This window comes from Litoribrevibacter euphylliae (assembly GCF_042646085.1).
Taxonomy (GTDB): Bacteria; Pseudomonadota; Gammaproteobacteria; order Pseudomonadales; family Litoribrevibacteraceae; genus Litoribrevibacter; species Litoribrevibacter euphylliae.
In genome coordinates this window covers 182,851-207,367 of record NZ_JBHRSZ010000009.1, presented here as the reverse complement: position 1 = coordinate 207,367, position 24,517 = coordinate 182,851, and the positions used below count along the sequence as shown (strand labels likewise).

Here is a 24,517-nt window from a genome sequence, read left to right as displayed (position 1 = left end):
TCCCAAAAAAATCTAACATTCAGTACAGGAAAGTTTGGCTAGATTTAGGATATCTTTGGCTACTTTGTCGTTTCGTTTCTCACCAAATCCCAGCTTTTTCGACCAGTCATGCCCAATGATAAAACACATCAACATGTAACCCACATGATCGGGTTGAGTGATGCCAGCACACTCTAGGTAGTTAGTAATTTCTTGGTGGAAGTGTTTATAAACGGATGACAGCTTTTGGAAGGTTTGGTCGTCATGACCGCCTTGGCCAATCATTGAAAAGAAGACTTCATTTTGACGACTGATTTTGTGGAATTCTTCTGAACACACGAATTGAATGACATTTTCCAAGCTGGGAGTATCTGACGCTTTAACAAATTGCTCCAAAGCATCGTTGTATCGTTGAATGATGCGATTAAGAAACGCATCCAGAAGCTCATTGCTGCCTGCAAAGTAGTGGTGAATCATCGGCTGATTAAGGTTTGCTTCTTCAGCTATTTTTCGTTGCGATGCTTTGGCAAAGCCTTCTCTTAGAATGATGCGCTCGAAAGCATCTAAGATCTGTTCGCGTCGTTCTTCACTCTTACTTGGGCGTCCCATGACTGTTAAATATTCCGTCTCTCAGCGTGTGCTGTCATTCATGTGTTAAAGCTGCGGTATTGTCTTTAAAAAGTAATGATAAATATAGATCTAATTTAAAAAATAGTTGATTTATCATTTGATAAGTTTATATTGATTTATCAAGTGATAAATATAAAAAACAACTTTTGGGGGTAGATATGGCTAAAGTCATCAAACTCAGTGCGTCTCTTTTAGGACTGCTATCGGCTGTGGTGTTAATACTGGCTGCATTCAATTGGGGGAAGGTCACTCAACTGTATAACGTGGTTACTTTGTTCGAAGAGGATGTGATTGTAGAAAACTTTGTTCAGATGGATCAGCTGTTCGATACCAAAGAAATTAAGGGCGAATTAGCGCCGTTCTCTTTCCCTAAGAACGAGAAACCGCTGCCATTGAACTATGTCTACAATGGCGAAAAAATCTCTCTGGATAGCTTTCTGGATCGCACCAGTACAACGGCGTTGTTAGTTCTGCAAGGCGATAAGATTACTCATGAATCTTACTATCAGGGAACTAACGCTGAAGACAAACGCATTTCCTGGTCTGTGGCGAAATCGTTTCTATCTGCAATGTTTGGGATTGCGTTAGAAAAAGGTGAGATTAAGAGTCTGGATCAAGCCGTTACTGACTATGTGCCAGAGCTGAAGGGCAGTGGTTACGATGGGGTAAGCATCAAGAACGTACTGCAGATGTCCAGTGGTGTGCATTTCAACGAAGACTATCAAGACTTCAATTCCGACATTAACCGCTTTGGTCGTCTAATGGCACTGGGTGGTTCGTTTGATGAGTTTGCCGCAAGCCTACATAACGAGCGTGAGCCGGGAACTTACATGCATTATGTGAGCATGGATACACATGTTCTTGGCATGGTGCTCAGAAGTGCGACAGGGCAGTCCATCGAAGAATACTTCAATACCAACCTATGGACGCCATTACGCCCTGAAGCCAGCACTCATTACATTGTTGACTCGGCAGGCGAGCCTATGGTTTTAGGTGGCTTGAACATGCGTACTCGTGACTTTGCTAAGTTCGGCAAACTGTATCTGGATAACGGTAAGTGGTTGGGTAAGCAGTTGGTGCCTTACGACTGGGTTCGTGCCTCTGTGACACCGGATGCACCACATTTGATGCCTGGAAAGCGTGATACCGCAGATCTTGTACTTGGTTATGGGTATCAGTGGTGGTTGCCCGTGAATGCAGACCAAGAGTTTATGGCGATAGGGGTCTACGATCAGTTCATCTACGTTAACCAAAAGGCCAATGTGGTGATCGTGAAAAACTCAGCGAATACCCATTTTATGGATAATAACTTCGAGTCGGCGTTGGAAACGGTTGAAGCCTTTAGAGCCATTGCTAATTCGTTGATGGCAGAGCAAGCGAGTGAAACAGTGTCTGTTTCAGATCGTGTTGAATCGAGTGAGTCTGAGATTTAAGGGCAGTTGCTTGAGCGTTTCCCGAACGCCATCATTTCTTTGGCGTTCGGGCTTTTTCTAGGTCTACTGAAAACCTGTTACAAAGTCCCTTTCTTATAGGCTTCATATCTGGAGCTGACGCGTTCCAAATAATCCTTCGTTTCTTTGTGCGGTAGATTTCTCAATAAGTGGTTGTACACCTGGAATGGCGTCATGCTGTTGATCTTACGTGCCGCTTTGGTCACAGAGGTTGTGCCAGTAAACGCCCGAGCCACATTACCAGCACCTGTGTTATACGCTGCGATCATGCAGTAAAGACGGGATTCCGGGTTTTCAATTTTGCGTAAATAACGGCTGTTTAGGATATGTAAGTAAGCCGCACCAACGTTGATGTTTTTAGCGGGGGTATACAAATAGTTGGCTGTCAGCATACGTGCATTACCGTATATGAGCGCTGATGCATCTTGCCCGGCAGAACGTGGCACGATTTGCATAAGACCATAGGCGGGAATATGTGAACGCGCCATTGGGTTAAAGCTACTCTCGGTATGAATGACTGCAGTCACCAAGGCGTCGTCTATCTTCCACTTGGATGCTGAATTGGTGATTGGTTGCTTAAAGCGTTCAGCCTTAGAGGATATTGCCGTTTTAGACATTGGAACTGTGATGACAATGCGATGCTTGTTCTTTGTCGTTTTTGTCTGCTTGGCTTTTGGTTTAGTTGTCTGTACTGGGGTAGGCGCAGGCTTAATTTCGACTTTTGCGGTCTGCACTAACTTTTCGATTTCTTTCTTACCGTCTCGAGTATTTACGGGCTTTTCGATGATTTGAATAACCGGTTTCAGATCCGGTTTGTACTCTGGCGGTAGTTTCGGGGTTAAAGCTTTTGGTTCAACAATTTTTTGTACACGTTGCGATATTGGGTCTTCCAGCTGGGCTTGGTTTACCGAAGTGTCGGCAATCTTGGTCAACTCTTCGGTGAGTTTTACTTTGATTTTGTCATCGGGTAGATCTGCATCGACGACTAGAGTGACTCGAATCTCTTCTTGTTCAAAGTCCACTTCGTTTCGTGTCGTCAGATCGTCCGAGTGGGTTACCCAAGTGGTTTCGTCACTGACTGCAATGTCGTTACCCCAAACTTCAGCAAGCTCTTTCTTATATTCGCTAAATGCTTGGCGATAAGCTTTCAGGTAGGCTTTGAACTCATCTTCCTGAGCTTGTTGATATTGAGCAGCTTCACCAAGATGTTGCTGCTTGAATTGTTCAAATTCGTCGGTTGCGTAACTGACGCTTGTGGCGCTTGTAAGGCCTAGAAGCGCAAAGGGCACAAGGTGCTTTAGTGAAACAATGGCCATAGCTTTATCATCCTGATTTTATGTTCACCCTCTAACTATTGTGGGTAGAGGGTCGGTCCTTGATTGGGTTGTGAATGCTTGTCAAAAAACTGTTTCAACTGCTGACGTAATTCTTCTCGATCATTAGCTGTGAATGATGCATCTGATTTAGATGAACCATAGTGCGTTGCGCGGAATCGATCAATCAAAGATTGAATAGCTTCTGGCAAAGACTCGCGGGATAACTGATGGTCTTGCAGGGCTTTCTGTATCAGTCTGAAGCTACTGACAAAGTCTTCCGGTAAAGCTTCGTCCCAGTTCTGTGATGCAATGACCTGATGTTCATCTTCTTCGATATTTGGTGTTCTCTGATAAAGACGCCAGATAACACCCGTTTGGAGTACCACGATGCCGCACACTAGCCCAAAGATAAGAAGGAACCAAGTTGGAATGGATTCTTTAGTGTCTATCGGTGATGAGCCCGTCATGCTCTCAGACGATTGATTGTTGAACTCATCACTAGCTGATTGGTTTGCGAAAGGAGGTGGGGTTTGATCTATCGCTACTTGAGGCGCGGCTGAAGTACTGGATGTTGTATCAGGCAGCTGACCATTGGCACCCAAAATCTTAATGGTACGAGCGGGAAGCGTCGCCACTTCGGTTTTACCTGTGGTTGTGTTGAACCAAGGGACTTGAATTTCAGGTAATACCAGTTGGCCTGGTTTCTTTGAAATTAACGCGATGTTGTCCATTCTGACGCCGGTGACGCCTTCCGGAGAGATTTGATCATTGAGCTCCGGTGCATCGGTATAAACACTGATAATGTCAGAATCTATTTCTGGCATGTTTGGAATGACGGCGGCTTCCTGGCCGTAAACCGAAACCACCAGATTACGGTTTAGGGAATCCCCAAGTTCCAGTTCAACAGTGTCAGCAAGATCGTCCGAGATTTGTAAGTCTCTGGCCGGAATCCAGGTTGCGGAAGGGTAGTCCTTCGGTACGTCTTTTACTGTGACGGTAATGGCCTCTGATCGTGCTTCTAAACGCTTGCCATAACGAGACGCGCGGGTTGGCATTTGGCCTTCAAAGATAAATTCAGGCAATTTAAAGGTGCCTGGGGTATCGGCAAAGAGTACGTAGTTAAGCTCAGTAACATGATAAGTCACGTTTTTGCGCTTGGCCTGGTAGGTTTTGTTTTCACCAATCTTTTCAACGGTCAGCCCCATTTGTTGAAGCTCTTTCACGCCCAGTAATTCGAGATTATAAAGTTCGACGGACTGGAAGAGTTTTATCTTGAGCAACATCTGAGCCTGAACCCAGGTGTCTGGATTATCCAGCGTAACTTCAATGTCGACAGGTGATGCCTGATTAGGATCGGCTGAAATGGAGTTGTTGGCTTTGGTGACTTTTAGCTCAATGGCTTTGCTGCTTTCGCCTTCTATGCTGATTGACGGAATCGTTAGGATACCCGCACGTTTAGGTTCGAGTGTTACCGTTAGCGTGGTTTGAGCAGTGAAGCTGCCGTTGATGTATTGCATGTTAGTGCTGCGACGGTTATCGAGCACTCGGAAGTCTTTTTCCAGTGGCGATAAATCAATGCTGAGATTAAATGCACTGAAGCTTCCTGAGAGTTCCAATTGAAGCGTTTCGTTCAAAGGTAGGGTGGTTCTGTCGACCCGCGCTTCAAGTGCTGAAGCAAGAGAGCTGAGCATCAGCAGGCATAAGGATGCCATCAGCAGGACTGCTCGATGGAAGACGCTTGCTGTTTGTTGTGGCGTTTTTTTTAGTTTGAGCGTTTTCATAGCCTTGTTATACCTATCCATAGTTCATTACCAGACCTGGGCTTCGTTTTCAGGTTTATTCCGCTGGTAATGCTGAATTCTGAACTTGTTTTCCAAAAGGATGGAAGGGTCTGTTTGAACCTTCCTTAGAATCTGTTGGTACTTCTGTTCTTCAACGTCTTCAGGGCTTGGTTCCATCGTGGGGGAAATGGCTTGTGTCTTGCCGAAATCCTCAACCCCTTGTTGATCGTCGTCCTGCATTGCTTGAGTGGCTTGACCAGAAACGTCTTCGTCTTCTGATGCTTGCGCGTCGGATTGCGATTGGCTCATGGCGTCCTGGTTTTGTTCCGCTTTCTCAGCAGCGCTTTGGGCTTGTTGCTCATTCAAGTTTGCATCACTTTGCCCAGATTGAGATTCTTGATCTGACGCACCCTGATTTTGCTGTGAAGACTGAGATTGCTGTTCTGAGCTTTGATTTTGTTCAGAGTCGTTTTGCGAGCCTTGTTGAGAATTTGGTTGAGAGTTTTCTTGAGAGCTCTGCTGATTCTCTGAGTTATTGCTATTCTGCTCCGAAGCATCAGACTGATCTTGATTTGAGCCTTGGTTGTTCTGGCTCTGATCACCTTCTTGGCCGTTTTGATTTTCACCACTTTGCTGATCTTTGTTCTGATTATCTTGGCCGTCCTGACCATTTTGTTGCTGATTATTTTGAGCTTGCTGTTGCTGCTTCATTTGTTCAATGATGCTTTTATCCTTCTGAGCTCGCTCTAGGATATCTTGACGATTTTCTGCTTTAGCCGCTTCAATGGCTTGGTCATAGCTCTTTTCGGCGTCTTCCCACTTCTGTTGCTTTGCCTGGACGTTTGCCAAATTGTATTTGGCGGTCGCCGAAGGTAAGCCTTGGTAGGCGGATTCTGCGTCCTGCCATTGTTTGTTTTTGGCATAGGCATCGGCTTTTTTGATGGGATCATCAAACAACTTCGCTGCAGTAGCGTAGTTTTTCATGTCATAGGCTTTCTGAGCTTGCTGAGATTCATTTAACCAGAGCTGATCCCAAACTGAACTTTCGTATTTTGGACTTGAGACACTTGGTTCTGTTGTCGAAGTATTGGCTTGCGCTGCGTAAGTATCGACGGGTTGCAGGATGATTAAGCCTAATGCCAGCAGCCAGCCTTTACGGAAGGAAAGCAACATCATAAAGAATGCCGGGATCAGCAGGAGATAGCCGTAATCTTTAACAGCCGCCAGTTTTTGTAAATCTTCCTGAGATTCTTTGCGATCCGGTTTGAATGATAAGGCGTCGGAGATATCTGAGTCATCCACGGACAACATATTGAAGCTACCGCCGGTTTCTTTTGCCAGCGTTTTAGGCTGCTCTTCAATGAACTTGGTGACAACGATGTTTTGTTTATTGTCTTTCAGTAGTTTTCCATCCGGCAGGGGAATCGGCGCGCCAGACGGTGTACCCACGCCAATCACGTACGTTGGGTACTTTGCAATGGACAGGGTCTTGTCGAGCTGTTGCTCAGAAATCTCGTCCGTAAAAAGCAAAATACGGCTGTTGCTGCCAGGGTAGGCTTGGAGCAGATTGTTTGCTTCTTCCATCGCTCGATGTAGTCGACTGCCCTTGGATGGCACCATCCACGGCGAGAGGGATTTGGCTAAATGCTGAATGGTGTCAGAATCTTTCGTCAGAGGGACAACCACATGGGCATCACCAGAATAAACGACCAGAGCGGTGTAGCCGGTTTGGCGTTTTTCTAACAAGTCTTGAAGCTTGAATTTCATGCGCTGTAAACGAGAAGGTGCTACGTCTTCTGCCATCATGGATAGCGATAAGTCCATGATGATAACGAGCGTATCATCCGTTTGCAGGGTTTGAACGTTCTCGGATTTCATCGACGGGCCAGCGAGGGCAACAATAAGCAGTAACAGTAGCGCAGACATTAAACCGGCAAACATTAATGACTTGCCTGTGCCGGTTTGCTTGTCCGTCAATTGGCTCAGTAGCTCAGGAGAAATGTGTTTGCTCCAAAGCTGAGCACTTCTGACCTGATTAATGAAGTAATAAAGCGCAAGTGCTGCAGGGATAATGGCTAGGAACCAAAGTGGTCGTGCAAAATGGAATGAATCGAATAGCGTATCCATCACTGATTTCCTCCGTCTCTACTGGCTTGCGGAGAAGTGAATCGGTTGAAGCGTTCGGCGATCTGATCAAAATATTTGATGCTGAAGGCCAATAAATAGAGTGCAAAACACACGGCCAATGGCCAATAGAACCATTCTTTAACGGGATGAATAAACTGTTCGTCCTGATCAATAGGTTCTAGCTCATTGATCTTTTGATAAATACTTTCCAATTGCTCGGGGTTCTTTGCTCGGAAATACAAACCTGATGTGGTCTTTGCGATGGCTTTCAGCGTTTTTTCGTCCAAATCTTTGGACGGGTTAACCGTGTTATTAAATAAACCAAACAGACTGCTTCGGGTCATGCTGTCTGCGCCGATACCAATGGTATAAATTTTAATGCCGTTCTTGGCGGCAATTTCAGCGGCAGGCAGGGGTTGGATTTCACCTGCAGTATTGGCACCGTCGGTGAGAAGCACCATGATACGAGCTTCTTCAGGCTGATCACGCAAGACATCGGTGGATTTAATAATGGCGTCACCGATGGCGGTGTTTGGCCCGGCCATTTCAACTTGCGCTTCCATCAATAGCTTACTGACAGATTCTAAATCGCGTGTCACTGGGGTATGGATAAAGGCAGCATCGCCAAACACCACCAGTCCAACCCGGTCACCTTGACGCTCTTTCAGGAAGTCACGAACCACCAGTTTTACTGTGTTTAGTCGATTTAGACGCTTGTTCTGATAGACCATGTCTTCCAGGTCCATACTACCGGAAAGGTCGACGGCTAGCAGTAGATCGTGTCCTTGCGCGGGAAGAGGAATAGGGTCGCCAACCCACTGTGGTCTTGCTAATGCAACAATGAAGCAAATCCAGCTGGCAATCATAAAGATCATGATCCATTTGGCTTGAGCTGCCGAAGACACTCTGCCAGAGACTTGGGCATTACCGAGTTGCCATTGGCTGGCGCCAGGCACATAAATAGGTGCTTGGGTGTTGTCTTCGACCGTTTTTTGATAACGCCAAAACAGCAGCGGAAGAGGTAATAACAGAAGGGCGAGAGGCCATGCAAATGTCATTGGCAAACCTCCTTACACCAAAGAATACAGACTTCTTTTAGATGGGTTAGATCGGGGGATTTCGGACGTTCTTTTTGATATAACCCTTGGCCGAATACTTTACCTGCACCGTTTTTAAAGTGATTGCAGTTGCCACTGCGATCCAGGAAGGTTAGCCAACTTTCGCCAGACAATGGCGCTACTTGGGAGTGACCGTATTTTTCGATGGCAATGGCTTTTAAGGCTCGATTCAGTTGCTTAATAAATTCCGTTTTGTCGGTTTCAGGCGCAGAGTCACTAGGAACCGTTAACGAGTCTATCGCAGAACTTAGATAGTGATATTCTGCTCGTTTCCTAAGAACCTGTTTGGTTTTCTTAGCCACAAAAAAGATTGCAACCAGCAAACAGGCTGCTATTAGCCACCAGCCCAGCGCAGGTGGCCAAACGAAAGGGCTGGAATCGATAGCAGGGGATTCAATAATTTCACCGAAAACTTCAGTTAGATCGGGTGTACCGGGTTGCGCGGTGTTAAACCCTTGAGGCATTGAGGCAAGTGAGCTCATTATCGATTGCCTCCTGATGTGTTCGTGGATGTGCCTGCAGAGGATTGAGTGTTAGAAGCGCCCTTGGATTGGCCGCGATGTTTGCTGGCCCTGGCGTTAAATAAATCCACTGGATTATCCGTCGTACTTACCTGAATCAATGGAATATTCCAATTGTTTAAGTAGCTCACTACCTGCTGATAGTGTTCCTGATAATGATCGAGAATGCGTTCTTGCTGATGTTTTGATAGAACGACTGAGAGTACCTGGCCACCTAAGCTGATACGTGTTTGCCCAGTGCAGGGCGGCTCTATTTCTAACGGATCATTAATTGCAAATAGAGTAATTTCCGTATGCGCTGAGATCTGACCTAAGGCTTTCAAGGCATTTGGAGTGAAAGCGTAAATATCCGATAAAATATACAACCGCGTGCCTGGGGTGATCATGTATCTTAGCTGATGAAGCTTTTCAGCCAGCGTCGTGTAATTGGCTGAGCAGTGGTTATTGAGCTTCTGATTCATCTCTGTGGTTTTTTCAAGAAACTGCAACAGACGAGAACGGTTTCTTGATAATTTGAAAAGCTCGGACTGGCCAGACTCGCCTAAGATCTCCCCACCAAATCGGTCGCCTTGTTTTAAGCTGCTCCATGCAATCAGGCTTGCAAGGTTAGCGGCTTGAACGCTCTTGAATCGCACTTGACTGCCAAAGAACATGTAAGGGCTTTGATCACAAAGCACAAAAACCGGTTGCTCACGTTCTTCTGCGAACACTTTTGTGTGGGTTTTACCAGTACGCGCGGTGACTCGCCAATCAATGCTGCGAATGTCATCGCCAGGCTGATAATGACGAGACTCCAGAAACTCCATACCACGACCACGTTGATTGGAGTGGTGTGTGCCTGAGTTCCGGCTCAACGCATAGGTGGCTTTGGCAAGATTGATCTTGCTGCCCACGGTGGCAAGTCTCAGCAGGGTTTCCTTAGTGACATAAGGGCCTTTGGCCGACAGGTCTTCGGCTTCGCCTTGTTTATGGCTAGGAGTGTAGCCAGAAGAATAACCCACAGTCGAAGCATGTTTGGCGCTCGATTCCGCTGAAACCGACGAATCTACCGATTTATGCTTGTTAAAAATGTCGAATAACATACGCACATTCAGCTACTAAGCGACTGGTACAGAATCAATGATCTTATCAATCACCATGTCCGTGACTATGTGCTCGGCTTGGGCACCATAGGTCAGCAGCAATCTATGTCTGAATACATCCGGTAGAACACTGATGACGTTATCCGGAGCCACAAAGTCCTGGCCGTTCAACCATGCGTGTGCACGAGACACCTGATCCAAAGCAATAGTGGCACGAGGGCTGACGCCGTATTCGATCCAATGAGCCAGATCTGAATCGTATTTCTCTGGCGTTCGGGTCGCCATGGTGAGATGCACAATGTAATCCTCAACGGCATCTGACATGTGCAGTTCTGCAATGTCTTTACGTGCAGTGAAGATTGCCTCTTTGGTCAGCAGTACCTCCGGTTTTGGAAATTCTGCCGTTTGTTCGCCTCGAACCAAACGTAAAATTTGTTTCTCGTGTTCGGCATTGGGGTAATCCACATTACAGTGCAACAGAAAGCGGTCTAACTGAGCCTCTGGCAGAGGATATGTGCCTTCCTGCTCAATCGGGTTTTGTGTTGCCATCACCATGAACAATTCATCAAGCGGGTAGGTTTTGCTGCCCACACTCACTTGTTTTTCGGCCATCGCTTCAAGCAATGCCGCCTGAACTTTTGCTGGTGCGCGGTTGATTTCATCAGCCAGAACCAGATTGTGAAAAATCGGGCCTTTCTGGAATTCGAACGTAGAGGTTTGTGAACGGTAGATTTCCGTGCCTGTGATATCAGACGGTAATAAATCAGGGGTAAATTGAATTCTTTGGAAATCGCCTTCGAGTAAATCTGAAAGGGTTTTGATGGCTTTGGTTTTTGCCAGGCCGGGAGCACCTTCAACCAAAAGATGACCACCGCAGATCAGGCAGATAAGAAGACGATTGACGAGTTGTTCCTGACCTAGAATTTGATTGCTTAAATAATTTTGAGCGTCTTTAAAGTTAGCTTGAGCCATAGGGATTCTTTGTATTTTTTATCAACGAATGATCGACTGAATAATTATTTAGGTTTACTCAGCCAAGAAAGATTCTACTTTATTGTCCTAATGTAAGGACTGTGACCAAGATTACAACCGTTTAGTTCATAACAATTTTCTTTTAAATCAGTGTATTTGGTCTAACCTTTAGAAATTGGTTGAACGTTGGACAGTTGGCCTTGTAGGAGACTGGATCAAGGGTTCCGTCGAACAGTCGTAATTGAAATTTGCGTGTATTGGAGCAAGATTCGTGGAAAGAACATTGGATAAGTTTGCTGAAATTGTTCAGGAACGACTTCAAGGGAAAAAGTGCCAAGAGGTTGAGGCATTTGGCAGACACTTTATTCGAAGTGCACCAAGGGAAGATATAGAAGTACTTAAACCCTCTGATTTATACGGTTTGGTGTTAGATACTTGGCAATTTATCCAGGATTTTGAGGATAATCACTTCAAAATCCGAGTGTTTAATCCAGATTACGAACAGAACGCTTGGCAGTCGACGCACACGATTATCCAAGTGTTGGGTCAGAATATGCCGTTCATGATTGATTCCATGCGAATGGAGTTAAACCGTCGGCACATTACGATTCACTCAATCTATTACAACCTGATTGCAACACAACGGGATGACAACAAGCTGCTGAAATCCTGGAATCCACCAGAAAATGACAATATAGATAAAGAAGTCATTATTCATCTGGAAGTGGATCGCCACACCGCTAAAAAACAACTGACTGAGCTTCAGAAGTCGCTGTCTAAGATTCTTAACGACGTTGAGTCGTGTGTGCATGACTACAAGAGCATGCGTGACAAGGTCACCGATATTTCTGAAGAGATTAATCAGTCTGTCAAAGGTTTGACCAAGAAAGATCAAAAAGAAGCGTGTGAGTTTTTGTCGTGGTTGGATAACAATCATTTCACCTACTTAGGTTATGACGAATACGGCTACGATGAAAAAACCAACACGCTAAAGCGTCAGAGAGCGAATCAGTTAGGCTTGTTGAAACACTATCGTCGTGATGAGCAGGAAATTGAATTCTGCTTAGGAAAAGATCTAAAAGAGGTTTATGGCAGTCCGATTCTGCAATTCCTTAAATCCGGTGTGCGTTCGCATGTACATCGTCCGGCGTATCCAGACTACATTATCGTTAAGCGCTTTGATGAGAAAGGAAAGCTGATTGGGTTAGCTCGGATTTTGGGGGTGTATACGTCGGAAGTCTATACGGCCGATCCGTCGACCATACCTATTGTACGCAACAAAGTAGAAAGCATTTGCGATAGCTTTGTCGAACACGGCAACATGCAAGAACGCAATATGCTGTTGCGTATTCTGGCGGTCTATCCTCGTGATGAACTCTTCCAGTCCAGCGTAAAAGAACTGGGAGAAATTGCAGTGGGTGTACTGCAAATCCGTGAACGTCGTAAGATTCGTCTGTTCGTTCGTCAGGGCCGATTCGGCATGTTCTCGAACTGTTTGCTCTATATGCCTCGGGATTTGTATTCCACTGAATTGCGAGAGCGCATTCAGAATATTTTGGTGGAAGAGCACAATGCCACTGATATTGAGTTTACGACTTATTTCTCCGAATCCATTCTGGCAAGAACACACTTCATTGTCCGTTTGGATTCTTCCAAAAAAGCTGCACCGAATGCGAAAGAGCTGGAACAGAAAGTCATCCGGGCCTGTTCCGATTGGGAAGATGATCTCGACCACGCCTTGATCGACCAGTTTGGTGAAGAAAAGGGCAGTGCACTTGCGCTTCGTTTCGGAGAGGCGTTCAGAGCCGGCTATAAATCGGATTTCCACCCTAGAACCGCAGTGGCCGATATTGAGCATATCCGCGAGTTGGACAAAGGCAAACCACTGGCAATCAGCTTCTATCGTTCGCCTGAAGATGAAGATCATCAGCTGAGATTACGTTTGTTCAAACGCAACAGCCCGTTACCACTTTCGGATGTGATGCCGATGTTGGAACAAATGGGCTTGCATGTGCTAGGCGAGCATCCCTATAAGGTCCATCCGAAAGATGAAGAAATCGTTTGGTTGCATGATTTCCGTATGCGTACCAAAGAAGATTATGAGCTGGATGTTCCACAGGTTCGCGAAAACTTCGAAGAAACCATTTATCGCGTGTGGGAAGGGGAAATCACCAGCGATACCTTTAACGAACTGGTGCTGAAAGGTGGATTAAATACCTTCCAGGTGAATGTGCTGCGTGCGTATGCCGCGTACATGAAGCAGATTCGTTTTGGCTTCTCTCAAACTTACATCAGTACGACGTTAGCTAACCATCAGGGCCTCACTCAAAAGCTGGTTAAGCTGTTTGATCTTAAGTTCAACCCTAAGCTAACCAACAAAGACAAAGCAGAGGCTCTGAAAGAAGAAATTCTTAAAGAACTGGAAGACGTATCGAACCTAAATGAAGATCGTATTTTAAGACGCTATATCGATCTAATTTCGGCAACCTTACGTACCAATGCCTTCATTCGCAATGGCGATGGTTTGGCACGCCCGTATTTGTCGTTCAAGTTCCTACCTGCATCGATTCCGGACATGCCGTTACCGCGACCAATGTTTGAAATCTTCGTTTACTCGCCACGAGTCGAAGGGGTGCACTTGCGTGGTGGCCGTGTTGCACGGGGTGGTTTGCGTTGGTCAGATCGTCCTGAAGACTATCGAACAGAAGTTTTAGGCTTAGTAAAAGCGCAGCAAGTTAAAAATGCGGTGATTGTGCCTGCGGGCGCGAAAGGTGGCTTTATTGCTAAGAAGCTGTCTTCTGCAATGACTCGAGATGAATTCCAGAACGAAGGCATTGCTTGTTATCAGCACTTCATTAGCGGTTTGCTAGACATCACTGACAACCTTGTGGAAGGAGAAGTGAAACCACCTGCGGATGTTGTTCGTTGGGACGAAGATGATACCTATCTTGTTGTTGCCGCCGACAAGGGGACGGCGACCTTTTCGGATATCGCCAATAAGATTGCCATCAGTTATGGCTTCTGGTTAGGGGATGCCTTTGCTTCCGGTGGTTCCGACGGTTACGACCATAAGAAAATGGGAATTACCGCCCGTGGTGCTTGGGTTTCGGTTCAGCGTCACTTCCGTGAACAGGGGATTGATGTTCAGAAAGATAACATCACCGTTGTAGGCATTGGTGATATGGGCGGCGATGTATTCGGTAATGGCATGTTGCGTTCGCGGGCAATCAAGCTGGTGGCTGCGTTCAACCATATGCACATCTTTATCGACCCACACCCGGACCCGGAAAAGAGCTTTGTTGAACGTGAACGCATGTTCTATCTACCGCGTTCTACCTGGGAAGACTTCGATGCGAATTTGATCTCCCAAGGCGGTGGTATCTATTCCCGTTCTGCTAAATGGATCAAGATCACACCGGAGATGAAAGACGTCTTTGGTATTAAAGCAGATCGTCTGTCACCGAACGATATGATTCAGCATTTGTTGAAAGCCGAAGTCGATCTTCTCTGGAACGGCGGTATCGGAACGTACGTGAAATCGTCCGAAGAGACTAATGTGAAGGTCGGGGATCGAGCCAATGATTCCGTTCGTATCAATGGTAAGTCGCTACGAGCTAAAGTCATTGGTGAAGGCGGTAACCTTGGCTTCACTCAAAAAGGTCGTATTGAGTACGCCTTGAATGGCGGCGCATGTTACACCGACTCTATCGACAATGCTGGTGGTGTGGACTGTTCTGACCATGAGGTCAATATCAAGATCCTGCTTCAACACTTGATGGAGCAAGGCGAGCTGACCTTAAAACAGCGCAATGACATGCTGGTGGACATGACGGATGAAGTGGCGCATTTGGTGCTGAAAAACAACTACCGTCAGGCCACGTCTATTTCTAATGCATCTCAACGTAATTTCGCTAAGGTTAACGAGTACATGCGCTTTATGGCTCATCTGGAAGACAGTGGTCGTTTGGATCGTGATCTTGAATCCTTACCGAATAACGAAGTTATGGACGAACGCCGTAAGCAGGAACTAGGGTTAACTCGACCAGAACTCTCTGTGGTGATCTCCTATGCGAAAAATGAACTCAAAGACACCTTAGCTGATGCTGAAGGTTTTGATGATCCGTACGTGTTAAAAGAAGCGCTTCAGGAGTTCCCTGAGCGCTTACAAGAGAAATACTACGAGCAAATCATGTCGTTGCGCTTGAATCGTGAAATCGTTGCGACGCAATTGGCGAATGAAATCGTTAACCTGATGGGCGATTTGTTTGTTCACCGCATGCGTAATTCAACGGGATTACCAGACGGTCAAATTGCCAAAGCCTTCATTGTGGCGCGTGATGTTTTCCGTTTACGTGAATGGTGGCAAGCCATTGATGATTTGGATCACACGGTCAACAGCAAAATGCAGTTTGTTTGCCATGAGCGATTGATGCGTTTGATTCGTCGTGCAACCCGCTGGTTCTTACGTAACACCAATCTGGATCTGCCGTTGGAGCAGGTAGTTAGTACCTATCGTCCTGTGATGGATTCCTTGTTTGATCACTTGGACGATCACCTCAGTGATACCGTTCGTGATGAATGGATGAGCCAGAAACAAGAGTTCATCGAATCCGGTGTGCCTGAAGCACTTGCTCGATTTGTCACTGGCACGCCATCGCTTTACGGTGCGCTTACTATTTGTGATGCAGCCAGAGAAACAAACACCGATGTGGATACTACCGCAGGGTTGTTCTTCAAGCTTCGCGAGAAGTTGGGGCTGCACTGGTTTATCCAGCAAATCAATGGCCTTGAAGTGGGTAACCATTGGCAAGGGCTGGCGCGCGAAGCTCTGATGGATGATATGGATTGGCAGCAAAAAGCCTTGCTGATTCATATTATGAATTGCGAAGCGCCTGAAGGTGCCGAAAGTGATGTGAAAATGTGCTTGGTGAATTGGTTTGATGAATCAAGCCCACTGGTTCAGCGTTGGTTGTCCTTACTGGATGAAGTGAATAATGCCGACAAACCTGAACTGGCTATGTTTACCGTAGCCATGCGGGAGTTAAGTAATTTGGCTCACGTTTAGATTACCTATTTGAAATAGTTAAATTTTTTAAATTTCTATAGTAATCTTTAGCCCCATGAAAGGGGCTAATCACATCATCGTTAAATTGAACATCTCGCCGGAAGAGTATACCTATTGGTATACGGGAACGGCGCGCACCGTTTTGGCGACCAGTATCGATGGTCGCTCGGTTCGTTTTCCGGCGAGTATCCTTCAACCTTTCGTAACTCGTACAGGTATTCAGGGTACGTTCTGCATCTTCTTTAAGCCGGATGGCAAGTTCGATCGAATAGAAAGGCTTTAAGCGTCATAAGCGATTTTGAGTAAAGGCCATGTCTTTTAAATAACAACAGCACTTTTGAATAAATATGCGTTCTGTCCTTGATGTAACGTGTAAAAGCCTGAAGAAATGGCTAAAATAACGCCCAATTTCCAAATCACACACTAGGAAAACCGTTAATGATTTATCCTGCCTTGCGTTCTCTGCTGTTTAAACTGTCTCCGGAAACCGCTCACGAATTGTCCTTAGAAGGTTTACAAGCGATGAGCCGAATGGGGATTGCTGGTTTGATGGACCAAAATATTCCGTTTAATCCGGTAGAAGCGATGGGTATCGAATTTCCGAATCCGGTGGGTCTAGCGGCTGGCTTGGATAAAAACGGTGACTGCATTGACGGCTTAGCCGCGCTTGGTTTCGGCTTTATCGAAATTGGTACAGTGACTCCAAGACCGCAACCGGGTAACCCTAAGCCTCGTATGTTCCGACTGCCAGAAGCGCAAGGCATCATCAACCGCATGGGTTTCAATAACAAAGGCGTTGATTACTTGGTTGAACGAGTTAAGAAAACCAAGTTTGAAGGTGTGTTGGGCATCAATATCGGTAAGAACTTCGATACTGCTGTAGAAGACGCGAACAGTGATTACGTGAAGTGCTTGCAGAAAGTCTATGATCACGCCTCCTACGTGACTGTAAATATCTCTTCCCCAAACACTCCAGGGCTACGTGACCTGCAAATGGGCGATTCTCTTGAATCTCTAATCGTTGCAGTCAAAGAAGAGCAAACCAAACTTGCAGGTAAAGCCAATCGTTATGTACCGATTGCAGTAAAAATCGCGCCAGACATGGACGACGCTGGTGTTGAGTGGGTTGCCGAAACGCTTGTGAAGCACGAAATCGACGGTGTGATCGCAACCAACACGACCATTGCTCGCGACAAAGTTGAAAACCTTCAATACGGCAATGAGCAGGGCGGTTTGAGTGGTGCACCTGTGTTTGAATCTTCCACAGAAGTGACACAGAAACTATCAAAAGTGTTGGATGGTAAGCTGCCAATCATTGGTGTAGGCGGCATCACCAACAAAGAAACCGCAGCGGCGAAAATCGAAGCCGGTGCCAGCTTGGTTCAAATCTACAGCGGCTTCATCTATGAAGGCCCTGCGTTAATCAAACAAGCTGCAGAAGGCGTAAACGAAGCAAGGCGTGCGTTGATACAAGCCAAAGGCTAAGATCGTAACTGATCTGAGTGTTCTGAAAGCCAGTACTGAGTGCTGGCTTTTTTGTACTCTTTATCTGTAAAGAATTATGAATATCACAATAATTTTTCTTGAAGACTCTATGTTGATCTCTAAAGTAGAGTATAAGTCTTGGCGGGAAATACAGGATGAATATGAAGGCTACAAGGCATCACTTGGGCCTTGGGATGCTGATGACGTAGTTGAATATTTAGAAGATGAATACACTGACCTGAATCCTGAAGCGAAAATTCAAGTTGAGAATTTACTAAGTGCTTCTGAAAAAACACGAAGGCTAACTTTCAATGCTTAGAATTAGCCGAATGAACTATTTGTATTCAATGAGTTAGACCTCTTAAACGGAATTTAAACTGTGGAAGTTGATTGCATTAAAAGGATCATTCCATATGTCCAAAAAGTGTTATGGAGATAATGATGAAAATCCAAAAATTTGGTGCAGGGGTTTTCACAATAGAAAACTTCTTATCAAAGAAAGAGTGTGATGCGTACATTCATGATAGTGAAAGCAGAGGGTATGAAGTTGCTACAATAAACGCTATTTCAGGCCCAGAGATCAATAAAGAAATTCGAAATAATGATCGTGTGATATTCGATGATACAGAATTAGCTAATGCTCTTTTTCAGAGGGCTAAAGGCTTTTTACCTGCTTCTTTACATGGCTGGTGACTCACCGGTTTTAATGAACGCTTTCGTTTTTACCGATATCGAGACAATCACTACTTTAAGTGGCATCAAGATGGCTCATATATTCGTAATGCAACAGAAGAAAGTATGCTCTCTTTCCTCATTTACTTAAGTGATGATTTCGAGCTTGGTTATACCGAATTTGCGTGGGAAAAGATTTACCCCAAATTAGGTATGGCGCTTGTGTTTCCTCATAAGTTGCGTCACAGGACGGTTAACGTAGAGAATGGAACCAAATACGTTTTACGTACTGACGTAATGTATCGAGAAAGTCCATAACTGTTATTTGATCGGAGGCTATTAGGCTTAAAAGCTATAGTTTCCGACATCACCACCACACACTGCTACAGTTAGTAGTACGCCGTTCAGGCTTATTTTCAGAGTGTGTAACTATGAAAAAAGTGTTGTGTGTGGTTCTTCTATTCTTTGCCTCTTTCCTCGCCAATGCTAATTCCATTGTTGATCAATGGAAGTCAGGGTTGGCAGGTTCTCGGCTAACGTCTTATTCCGGTTCAGCCATAAGCTCAAACAGTACACTGACGATTATCAATTTTTGTCGAAACGGTCGTTATTCCTATTACAAAGAGGGAAGTTGGTCTGTGCCGGGGACAGCGGGAGGCGCATCCAATAACACGGTGACAGGCATTTGGGACGTTCAATCCTTAAATTCAATCACCTATTTAACCTACAAAACGGACAGAGGGGAGCAAGGCGCATTCCCCATTTATCTTCAAGCTAATGGACGGGTCAATATTGGTGGGGCTGCCTATGCGGTTGAACGAGGTAAGTCCGGTTGTTAATCATACCCATTAAGTAAAACGGAATTCATTCAATGAAAGGTCACTTTCACGGTAGCCACGTTTTCTTTATTGCTTGTTTGCTTAGTGGTTTCCTGCTTTTATCTGACTCAGTAGCCGCAGAAGAATCCGTTTCGATTGCTTCTGATATCTGGTGCCCCTTTATTTGTGGCGACGATCAAGAGATAGATGGTGGGCTTTTGGTTGACGTGGCGGATGAGATATTCGAAAACGTGGGTATGCGTCTAGAGTCGCCTTTGATACCACTCAATAGAGTGATGATGTTGGTAAGTAAGAGTCAGGTCGATGGCATCTATGCGCCTGCCATCACTGATCAGTTAATGATGAGTGAGGTCATTGTGTCATCTCGGGCTTGTCTTTATACCCACATTAATGATGACTGGAAGCTTGAAGGTATTGAATCACTATCAGCGGTGACAGTTACTGTGATTGATAGTTACGGTTATGCCAATGGTGAGTTTGATCAGTATCTTGCTCAGACTAAGAGACAAGGTTCAACAGCTATTGATGTTCGTGTAGGGGATACAGCTGGAATAACCAACGTAAATATGCTGCTTGCTAAACGGATCAAGGTTCTCGTTGAGCATGAATCGGTTATGGCGTATTTGATGGATCAAGTTGCTGGTAATGCCTGGAAGAAGGTGCGTAAGGCAGGTTGTTTGAAAACGCCGTTGCCTTTGAATATCGGTTTTGGGGTGAATAATCCATCTGCTGAAAAACTGGTAGGGATTGTTAATCAAGGCATTACTCAGCTCAAGGTCTCTGGTCGATTAGATGAGATCAAGGCTCGTTATGGGTTAGGTATGAACAACAAGAAATAACTGCATTTATCGAGTTGATAAGTTAATTTCTTATTTAGTGTTGAACATATTGGAAGACCATGATTCAGGGAGAGAAAGAAAATGGATGATTTATTTGCATTCGGAAAGTCGATTTTAGCGGCTCAACCGTTTAGTCAGTTGATTGGGGCAGAGTTAACCTTATTTGAACCTGAAAGAGCTGAAATAAGTGTGTTGGTCAGGGATGATCTCAAGCAGCAACATGGTTTTGTTCATGGTGGGGTTGTCAGTTATTTAGCGGATAATTGTCTGACCTATGCCGGAGGTTCGGTACTGGGTGACAGTGTGACCTCTGAATACAAAATAAATTATGTTCGCCCGGCCATCGGTGAAAAACTGGTAGCGAAGGCCATGGTAATTTCATCAGGAAAGACGCAGGCCGTATGTGATTGTAAGGTATTCGCTATCAAAGATGATAATGAAGTTTTGGTTGCTGTTGCTCAGGGGACGATTAGCAAAGCGAATAAAACTAGCTGATTCAGTGTTTTGCTATATAGTATCCAGGCTCAATAGTATCGGGGCTCAGCAATCGTTGCTGTTTAGAGCTTCGATCGTTGTATAAAGACATGTACTACACATTTTAGAGACTTAAATGATCGATTTCTTAGCAACCTTCATCGTATTTTTTGCTGTTATTGACCCGGTGGGAACGGTTCCGGTATTTATTGCTGCAACCAGAGGGTATGACACAAAAGCGAAAAGAAAAATTGCCTTAATCTCGACTGGGGTGGCGGCGATTGTATTACTGTTTTTTGTGGCCGCGGGCGAGTTAATTCTATCGGCTATGTCGATTCCGTTATCGGCATTCCAAATAGCCGGTGGCATTGTGCTGTTTTTGTTTGCGCTGTCCATGATATTTGGTGAGAGTAAGCCAGAAGAGGAAACTCGTTTGGCTGAAAGTCATCATGAAACTGCTATTTTTCCTCTTGCGGTTCCTTCCATTGCAGGCCCGGGTGCTATGCTCGCTGCGGTTTTGATGACTGAAAATACCAAGGTAGGCCTTTGGCAACAGGTCCAGATTTCTGCTGTTATGATGTCGGTGGTATTTCTTACTCTGATTCTGATGCTTATGGCGAGCAGTATTCATCGGTTTATTGGTAATGCTGGCGCGAGTGTAGTGAGCCGGGTGATGGGGCTTATTCTTGCGGCTGTGGCGACTACCAATACCCTTGCGGGGATTAGCAATTACTTTAAGTTGTAACGTTTCTTGTTAAGTAGTGATGCGTGTTAAGCAGTGGTGTGTGTTTAGTGCGAGATGGTGGAACGGCCATAAGTGGCACTCAATAAAACCAAATAGGCACAAAGGTCACTATTAAGAGACTGCTTCCTAACACCAATATTGGAAGAAGTACTCGTTCATGTTTTAGGTAGAAACTTCGTATTCCTGATGCCGTTGTCTCTGATTCCATGGTATCTGATTCTATGGTATCTAACTGGAACCATTCGGATTCTGACACTTGTTGTCGTGTTAGTAAGTGATTCATTGCCACTGGTGGTGTGACATAGGCCAGTTCGAAAGCGACCAATGTGATCATCCAAAAATGAATGGGGTTGATGCCTTGTTCATAGGCAAAGGGTGCCAGTGTCATGCTGACCAGAATCAGTGCCCCAAACGGGTCTAGGATCATTCCGATCACAATCAACAGGATAAGCAACATGCTCAGTGTGCTGAACAGCGATACACCATTCAACGCTAGACTATCGAGCCAGCCAGGATTAAAAGACGTATTCCCCAGAGAGTAAGAGCAGAACATCACGAGCAAAATAGCACCGCTGTGTTCGAAACTTTCTGCAATCGCCTTTCTTACCTTGGTGAAGGTTGTATTGGTGTATGTTGTATTAGTGAACGTTGTTTTAGTAAATCTGATTTCATGTGAACTGATTGGCTTGTGCCGGGTGTGTTTTCGATCACTGAAGCTTTCCATCACTAATAAGCCAAGCAGTAAGAGAATCAAAAAATAGGGCGCAGTGAACTCGTTGAACGAAAGCCCAAACAAAAACTGCAAAGCGAGAGTAATTGTTGTGCCTGTTAGTAGGTAGGGAAGGCATGCTCTAAAGACAGCTGATGTTTTAGTAGCGGTTTTAGTGATGTTTGTATTAGTAGGGTCTGTATTGGCTCTGTTTGTATTAGCGCAATCAGTAACCGTTCGTGTTTGATTAATGGTAGGCGCGGGCAGCAGTTTTACTATGAGGATCAAGAGACTCAGTGTTAGGCCAAATACAAAACTGCCCCAATAGAACAGTTCTCCCGTGGTGACTTCTTTATTTAGAAAGGCGATGGCAACAATCAACAAGCTGGGAGCAAGAACTACCCCAGTGCTACCGGTCATGGCGGTAATGGCTAAGATAAATTGCCGTCTCAATGGTAGCTTCTTAAGGCTTTGATACACCAAGCCGCCCATGGCCAGAATGATGATGCCGGATGCACCCGTGAAGGCCGTTGGTATTGCCATGAACGCCACTAAACAGATGGCAATGGTTTGTGGTTTCCGGGCCAGGCATACAACCAAATCTATGACGGTCTCACCCAACTTACTGTGTTTGATCAACATGCCTAACCAGATGTACAAGCCAATTTGTAAATACACCAATGGCATCTCATAGATCTGTCCGATTAGGAGCGCCAGTTCGTGATCGGTTCGTTCCTTATCCAATGCGACCGATAGAAGAATCATCCAGCTGTAGATGGGGATGGATTTTAGTGTTCGTATGACTCGTTTGGATCGAACTGGGGTTTTATCTAAGGGTTGAGCAATGGCTAGATAGTAACAGCACAACAAAGCGTTTAAGCCAAATGCGAGGGCCAGAAGTAAATAGGCGTAGGCGTTGTCGCTCAGATAGTTTCTATTTAACAGGTGCAGGGCATATTCAAAACAATCGTGTGTGATCAGTAAGCTACTCAGGATTTGAGCGATCAGCGATGTTTTAGATCTTTGTTCGTCTGGAGCAAGGCATAAGTGTTTTTTATGTCGAGTAGCTGAGAGCAAGCTAACCAGAATGAAGACAGATAGGATGAGTGATTGATGCCCGGTTAGCCATAAATTGAGTGATTGCAGATTTTGTTCTAAGCCTTTCAGCCAGTGTGCGTTTGATTGTTCTGGATAGGCTGGATCCTCATAGGAGTTTGTCTGATGGCTGGCAACGGAGGGCTCAACGCAGTGCTGGGGAGTTGAGGTGGAGAGCGGCTCTGTTTCAGTGGCGCCGAGCAAGTCATCCAGAAGAAGTTGATCTTCCTCACTGGTTAACGCGGATGGATTACATGAAGGATGATCCGTCGCGTCAGACCTTGTTGTCGATAGCTCAGCATAGTTTGGCCACAAGTAACTGCCGAGACTGAAGAGGCGTTCTTGCAAGCCGCTGGAAATGCCGATTAAGAGGACACAGCTTAGTGCTAGCCCTCCCAAAAACTGCAAGGTATTAGAGGAGAGGTGTGTATGGTTCATTCTTTATTATTGGCGGAGCATTCGGTTAACGATGGGGTTAATTTGCAACGTACTTTTCTGAACAACGTCAGTGCCGTTGGGTGATAAATGCCTTGGTTTCTAAGGTGTAGGCGGGATGCGCGATGCTTCTCGCTCCATTTCTCCTTGATATCTGAGTTCACCGCAATCCAATATTTAGCCGGGATGTTCTGTTCGAAGGTATTCAGTAACTCAAAGCTGTGTTCAAGTTGCTGTTGTACGTAGCTTCTGGACAGTTGCCCGAAAGATTCAGGGAGTTTGGATTTTCGAATGACCAACTGCATGGTGCTTTGGTGAAGTGGCCAATTGATGATGCCGCCATCGGGTTCTAGCCCACGATGCATTTCCAATAATTCAAAGGCCACAGCCGGAGCGCCTGTAATATCGACCAAGTGGTTGTTGAACTTTTGAATGGCGTTGTTGATGGTGGAAGGTACGGGTATAAGTCCGGTTTGTTCAATTAAATACTTGGTTTCCGGGGTGTTGTCTAAGACGGTAATCTTCTTGCCGGAGAGCTTATCTGGGTGGCTAAGTTCTTTGTCTATCACAAACCCGAAGAGCGCTCCGGTTGGAACAATCGCGGCGATCTCATACTCGTCTTGCTGCATGAACTTAGCGGCCTTGGGTGACGATAAGGTATTTAAAATGAGTTTAAGGTGTTGGTAGTCAGGAATGGCGCCAATGGCATTCAGTGTGCCGGTGAAATGATTAAAGCTGCGTGCTCGAATACCGGGTAGGTTTACCAAGTCACAATGGCCGGACTGAAAGTCTTCCAACGCCAAGCGATCACTGGCGTAATGTTTAAACTCAATATGAACGCCCCAGTTCAGCGCTTGCGTTTGGTAATCCTTCATAACAGACGTCATTGGGCCATTCTGACCAATCAGATCATACAGGCACATGTTAGTGCTTTGGATCGGCTGGTCTTGCGCTCTTGATTCTATGGCGGCTGATGAAGGGAATGAAATTAAGAGTGCCGCACTCGAAATCAGCAGGGTTGCCAGAAGCCAAGATTGTCGAAAGTAGCCTGTGGGGTTGCGCCTAGAATTGGTACGAAAGTAACCTGTAAAACACTTAGAAAAGTACCCAAAGAAATATCCCGCAGAGAACAGTTGTTGATTTGTCATGATCGGCTCTTTATATCGTTCGGTTTATAGTTGT

At 45.4% G+C, this 24,517-nt stretch carries 20 protein-coding genes and 1 pseudogene; 11 read left to right on the top strand and 10 right to left on the bottom strand.

Features of this window, described 5'->3' with window-relative positions:
• Nucleotides 1–12: 12 nt before the first annotated feature.
• Nucleotides 13–588, bottom strand: a complete 576-nt coding sequence (locus tag ACFOEK_RS20150; RefSeq protein WP_386723287.1) for a TetR/AcrR family transcriptional regulator — start codon at nucleotides 586–588, stop codon at nucleotides 13–15.
• A gap of 179 nt (nucleotides 589–767) precedes the next feature.
• Here ACFOEK_RS20150 and ACFOEK_RS20145 point away from each other — a divergent pair, with 179 nt between their 5' ends.
• Entirely contained in the window at nucleotides 768–2,042 is a 1,275-nt protein-coding gene (locus tag ACFOEK_RS20145; protein ID WP_386723286.1) for a serine hydrolase domain-containing protein, read from the top strand.
• A 77-nt stretch (nucleotides 2,043–2,119) separates the two neighbouring features.
• Here ACFOEK_RS20145 and ACFOEK_RS20140 read toward each other — a convergent pair whose 3' ends face one another.
• From ACFOEK_RS20140 to ACFOEK_RS20110, 7 genes are read right to left on the bottom strand one after another with little or no spacing between them, the layout of a single operon-like run.
• Nucleotides 2,120–3,376: a transglycosylase SLT domain-containing protein gene (locus tag ACFOEK_RS20140; RefSeq protein WP_386723285.1), complete on the bottom strand. Its 1,257-nt coding sequence runs from the start codon at nucleotides 3,374–3,376 to the stop codon at nucleotides 2,120–2,122.
• 35 nt (nucleotides 3,377–3,411) lie between these two features.
• Nucleotides 3,412–5,157: a BatD family protein gene (locus tag ACFOEK_RS20135; RefSeq protein ID WP_386723284.1), complete on the bottom strand. Its 1,746-nt coding sequence runs from the start codon at nucleotides 5,155–5,157 to the stop codon at nucleotides 3,412–3,414.
• A gap of 27 nt (nucleotides 5,158–5,184) precedes the next feature.
• Complete coding sequence (locus ACFOEK_RS20130) at nucleotides 5,185–7,284, bottom strand: vWA domain-containing protein (protein WP_386723283.1); 2,100 nt, start codon at nucleotides 7,282–7,284, stop codon at nucleotides 5,185–5,187.
• Complete coding sequence (locus ACFOEK_RS20125; protein WP_386723282.1) at nucleotides 7,284–8,342, bottom strand: VWA domain-containing protein; 1,059 nt, start codon at nucleotides 8,340–8,342, stop codon at nucleotides 7,284–7,286. Before ACFOEK_RS20125 ends, ACFOEK_RS20130 begins: the two co-directional genes overlap by 1 nt.
• A complete protein-coding gene (locus ACFOEK_RS20120) occupies nucleotides 8,339–8,884 on the bottom strand; it encodes a DUF4381 domain-containing protein (RefSeq protein ID WP_386723281.1) in 546 nt (181 codons plus the stop codon). Before ACFOEK_RS20120 ends, ACFOEK_RS20125 begins: the two co-directional genes overlap by 4 nt.
• Nucleotides 8,884–10,005 (bottom strand): DUF58 domain-containing protein, encoded by a 1,122-nt coding sequence (locus ACFOEK_RS20115; protein WP_386723280.1) that lies wholly within the window; start codon nucleotides 10,003–10,005, stop codon nucleotides 8,884–8,886. Before ACFOEK_RS20115 ends, ACFOEK_RS20120 begins: the two co-directional genes overlap by 1 nt.
• A 15-nt stretch (nucleotides 10,006–10,020) precedes the next feature.
• A complete protein-coding gene (locus tag ACFOEK_RS20110; protein WP_386723279.1) occupies nucleotides 10,021–10,977 on the bottom strand; it encodes an AAA family ATPase in 957 nt (318 codons plus the stop codon).
• Nucleotides 10,978–11,248: 271 nt separating this feature from the next.
• Between ACFOEK_RS20110 and ACFOEK_RS20105 the strand changes: the two genes are divergently transcribed.
• From ACFOEK_RS20105 to ACFOEK_RS20060, 10 genes and pseudogenes are all read left to right on the top strand, one after another.
• Complete coding sequence (locus ACFOEK_RS20105) at nucleotides 11,249–16,042, top strand: NAD-glutamate dehydrogenase (protein WP_386723278.1); 4,794 nt, start codon at nucleotides 11,249–11,251, stop codon at nucleotides 16,040–16,042.
• Between the two features lie 55 nt (nucleotides 16,043–16,097).
• Nucleotides 16,098–16,325 (top strand): DUF2835 domain-containing protein, encoded by a 228-nt coding sequence (locus ACFOEK_RS20100; protein WP_386723277.1) that lies wholly within the window; start codon nucleotides 16,098–16,100, stop codon nucleotides 16,323–16,325.
• A gap of 155 nt (nucleotides 16,326–16,480) precedes the next feature.
• On the top strand, nucleotides 16,481–17,527 hold the full coding sequence (locus ACFOEK_RS20095; RefSeq protein ID WP_386723276.1) for a quinone-dependent dihydroorotate dehydrogenase: 1,047 nt from the start codon (nucleotides 16,481–16,483) through the stop codon (nucleotides 17,525–17,527).
• 76 nt (nucleotides 17,528–17,603) lie between these two features.
• A complete protein-coding gene (locus ACFOEK_RS20090) occupies nucleotides 17,604–17,846 on the top strand; it encodes a hypothetical protein (RefSeq protein ID WP_386723275.1) in 243 nt (80 codons plus the stop codon).
• A gap of 122 nt (nucleotides 17,847–17,968) precedes the next feature.
• Nucleotides 17,969–18,220 carry a hypothetical protein gene (locus tag ACFOEK_RS20085; protein ID WP_386723274.1) on the top strand — a complete coding sequence of 84 codons (252 nt, stop codon included), beginning with the start codon at nucleotides 17,969–17,971 and terminating at the stop codon, nucleotides 18,218–18,220.
• Nucleotides 18,221–18,256: 36 nt separating this feature from the next.
• Nucleotides 18,257–18,517, top strand: a pseudogene (locus ACFOEK_RS20080) (2OG-Fe(II) oxygenase); the annotation flags it as partial.
• Between the two features lie 113 nt (nucleotides 18,518–18,630).
• Nucleotides 18,631–19,038, top strand: coding sequence for a hypothetical protein (locus ACFOEK_RS20075; RefSeq protein ID WP_386723273.1), 408 nt, complete (start codon nucleotides 18,631–18,633; stop codon nucleotides 19,036–19,038).
• Between the two features lie 32 nt (nucleotides 19,039–19,070).
• Nucleotides 19,071–19,877: a substrate-binding periplasmic protein gene (locus ACFOEK_RS20070; protein WP_386723272.1), complete on the top strand. Its 807-nt coding sequence runs from the start codon at nucleotides 19,071–19,073 to the stop codon at nucleotides 19,875–19,877.
• Between the two features lie 81 nt (nucleotides 19,878–19,958).
• Nucleotides 19,959–20,372, top strand: a complete 414-nt coding sequence (locus tag ACFOEK_RS20065) for a PaaI family thioesterase (RefSeq protein ID WP_386723271.1) — start codon at nucleotides 19,959–19,961, stop codon at nucleotides 20,370–20,372.
• Between the two features lie 115 nt (nucleotides 20,373–20,487).
• On the top strand, nucleotides 20,488–21,096 hold the full coding sequence (locus tag ACFOEK_RS20060; RefSeq protein ID WP_386723270.1) for a MarC family protein: 609 nt from the start codon (nucleotides 20,488–20,490) through the stop codon (nucleotides 21,094–21,096).
• Between the two features lie 79 nt (nucleotides 21,097–21,175).
• Here ACFOEK_RS20060 and ACFOEK_RS20055 read toward each other — a convergent pair whose 3' ends face one another.
• Complete coding sequence (locus ACFOEK_RS20055) at nucleotides 21,176–23,338, bottom strand: TRAP transporter large permease subunit (RefSeq protein ID WP_386723269.1); 2,163 nt, start codon at nucleotides 23,336–23,338, stop codon at nucleotides 21,176–21,178.
• Nucleotides 23,335–24,483, bottom strand: coding sequence for a putative solute-binding protein (locus ACFOEK_RS20050; protein WP_386723268.1), 1,149 nt, complete (start codon nucleotides 24,481–24,483; stop codon nucleotides 23,335–23,337). Before ACFOEK_RS20050 ends, ACFOEK_RS20055 begins: the two co-directional genes overlap by 4 nt.
• Between the last annotated feature and the right edge of the window lie 34 nt (nucleotides 24,484–24,517).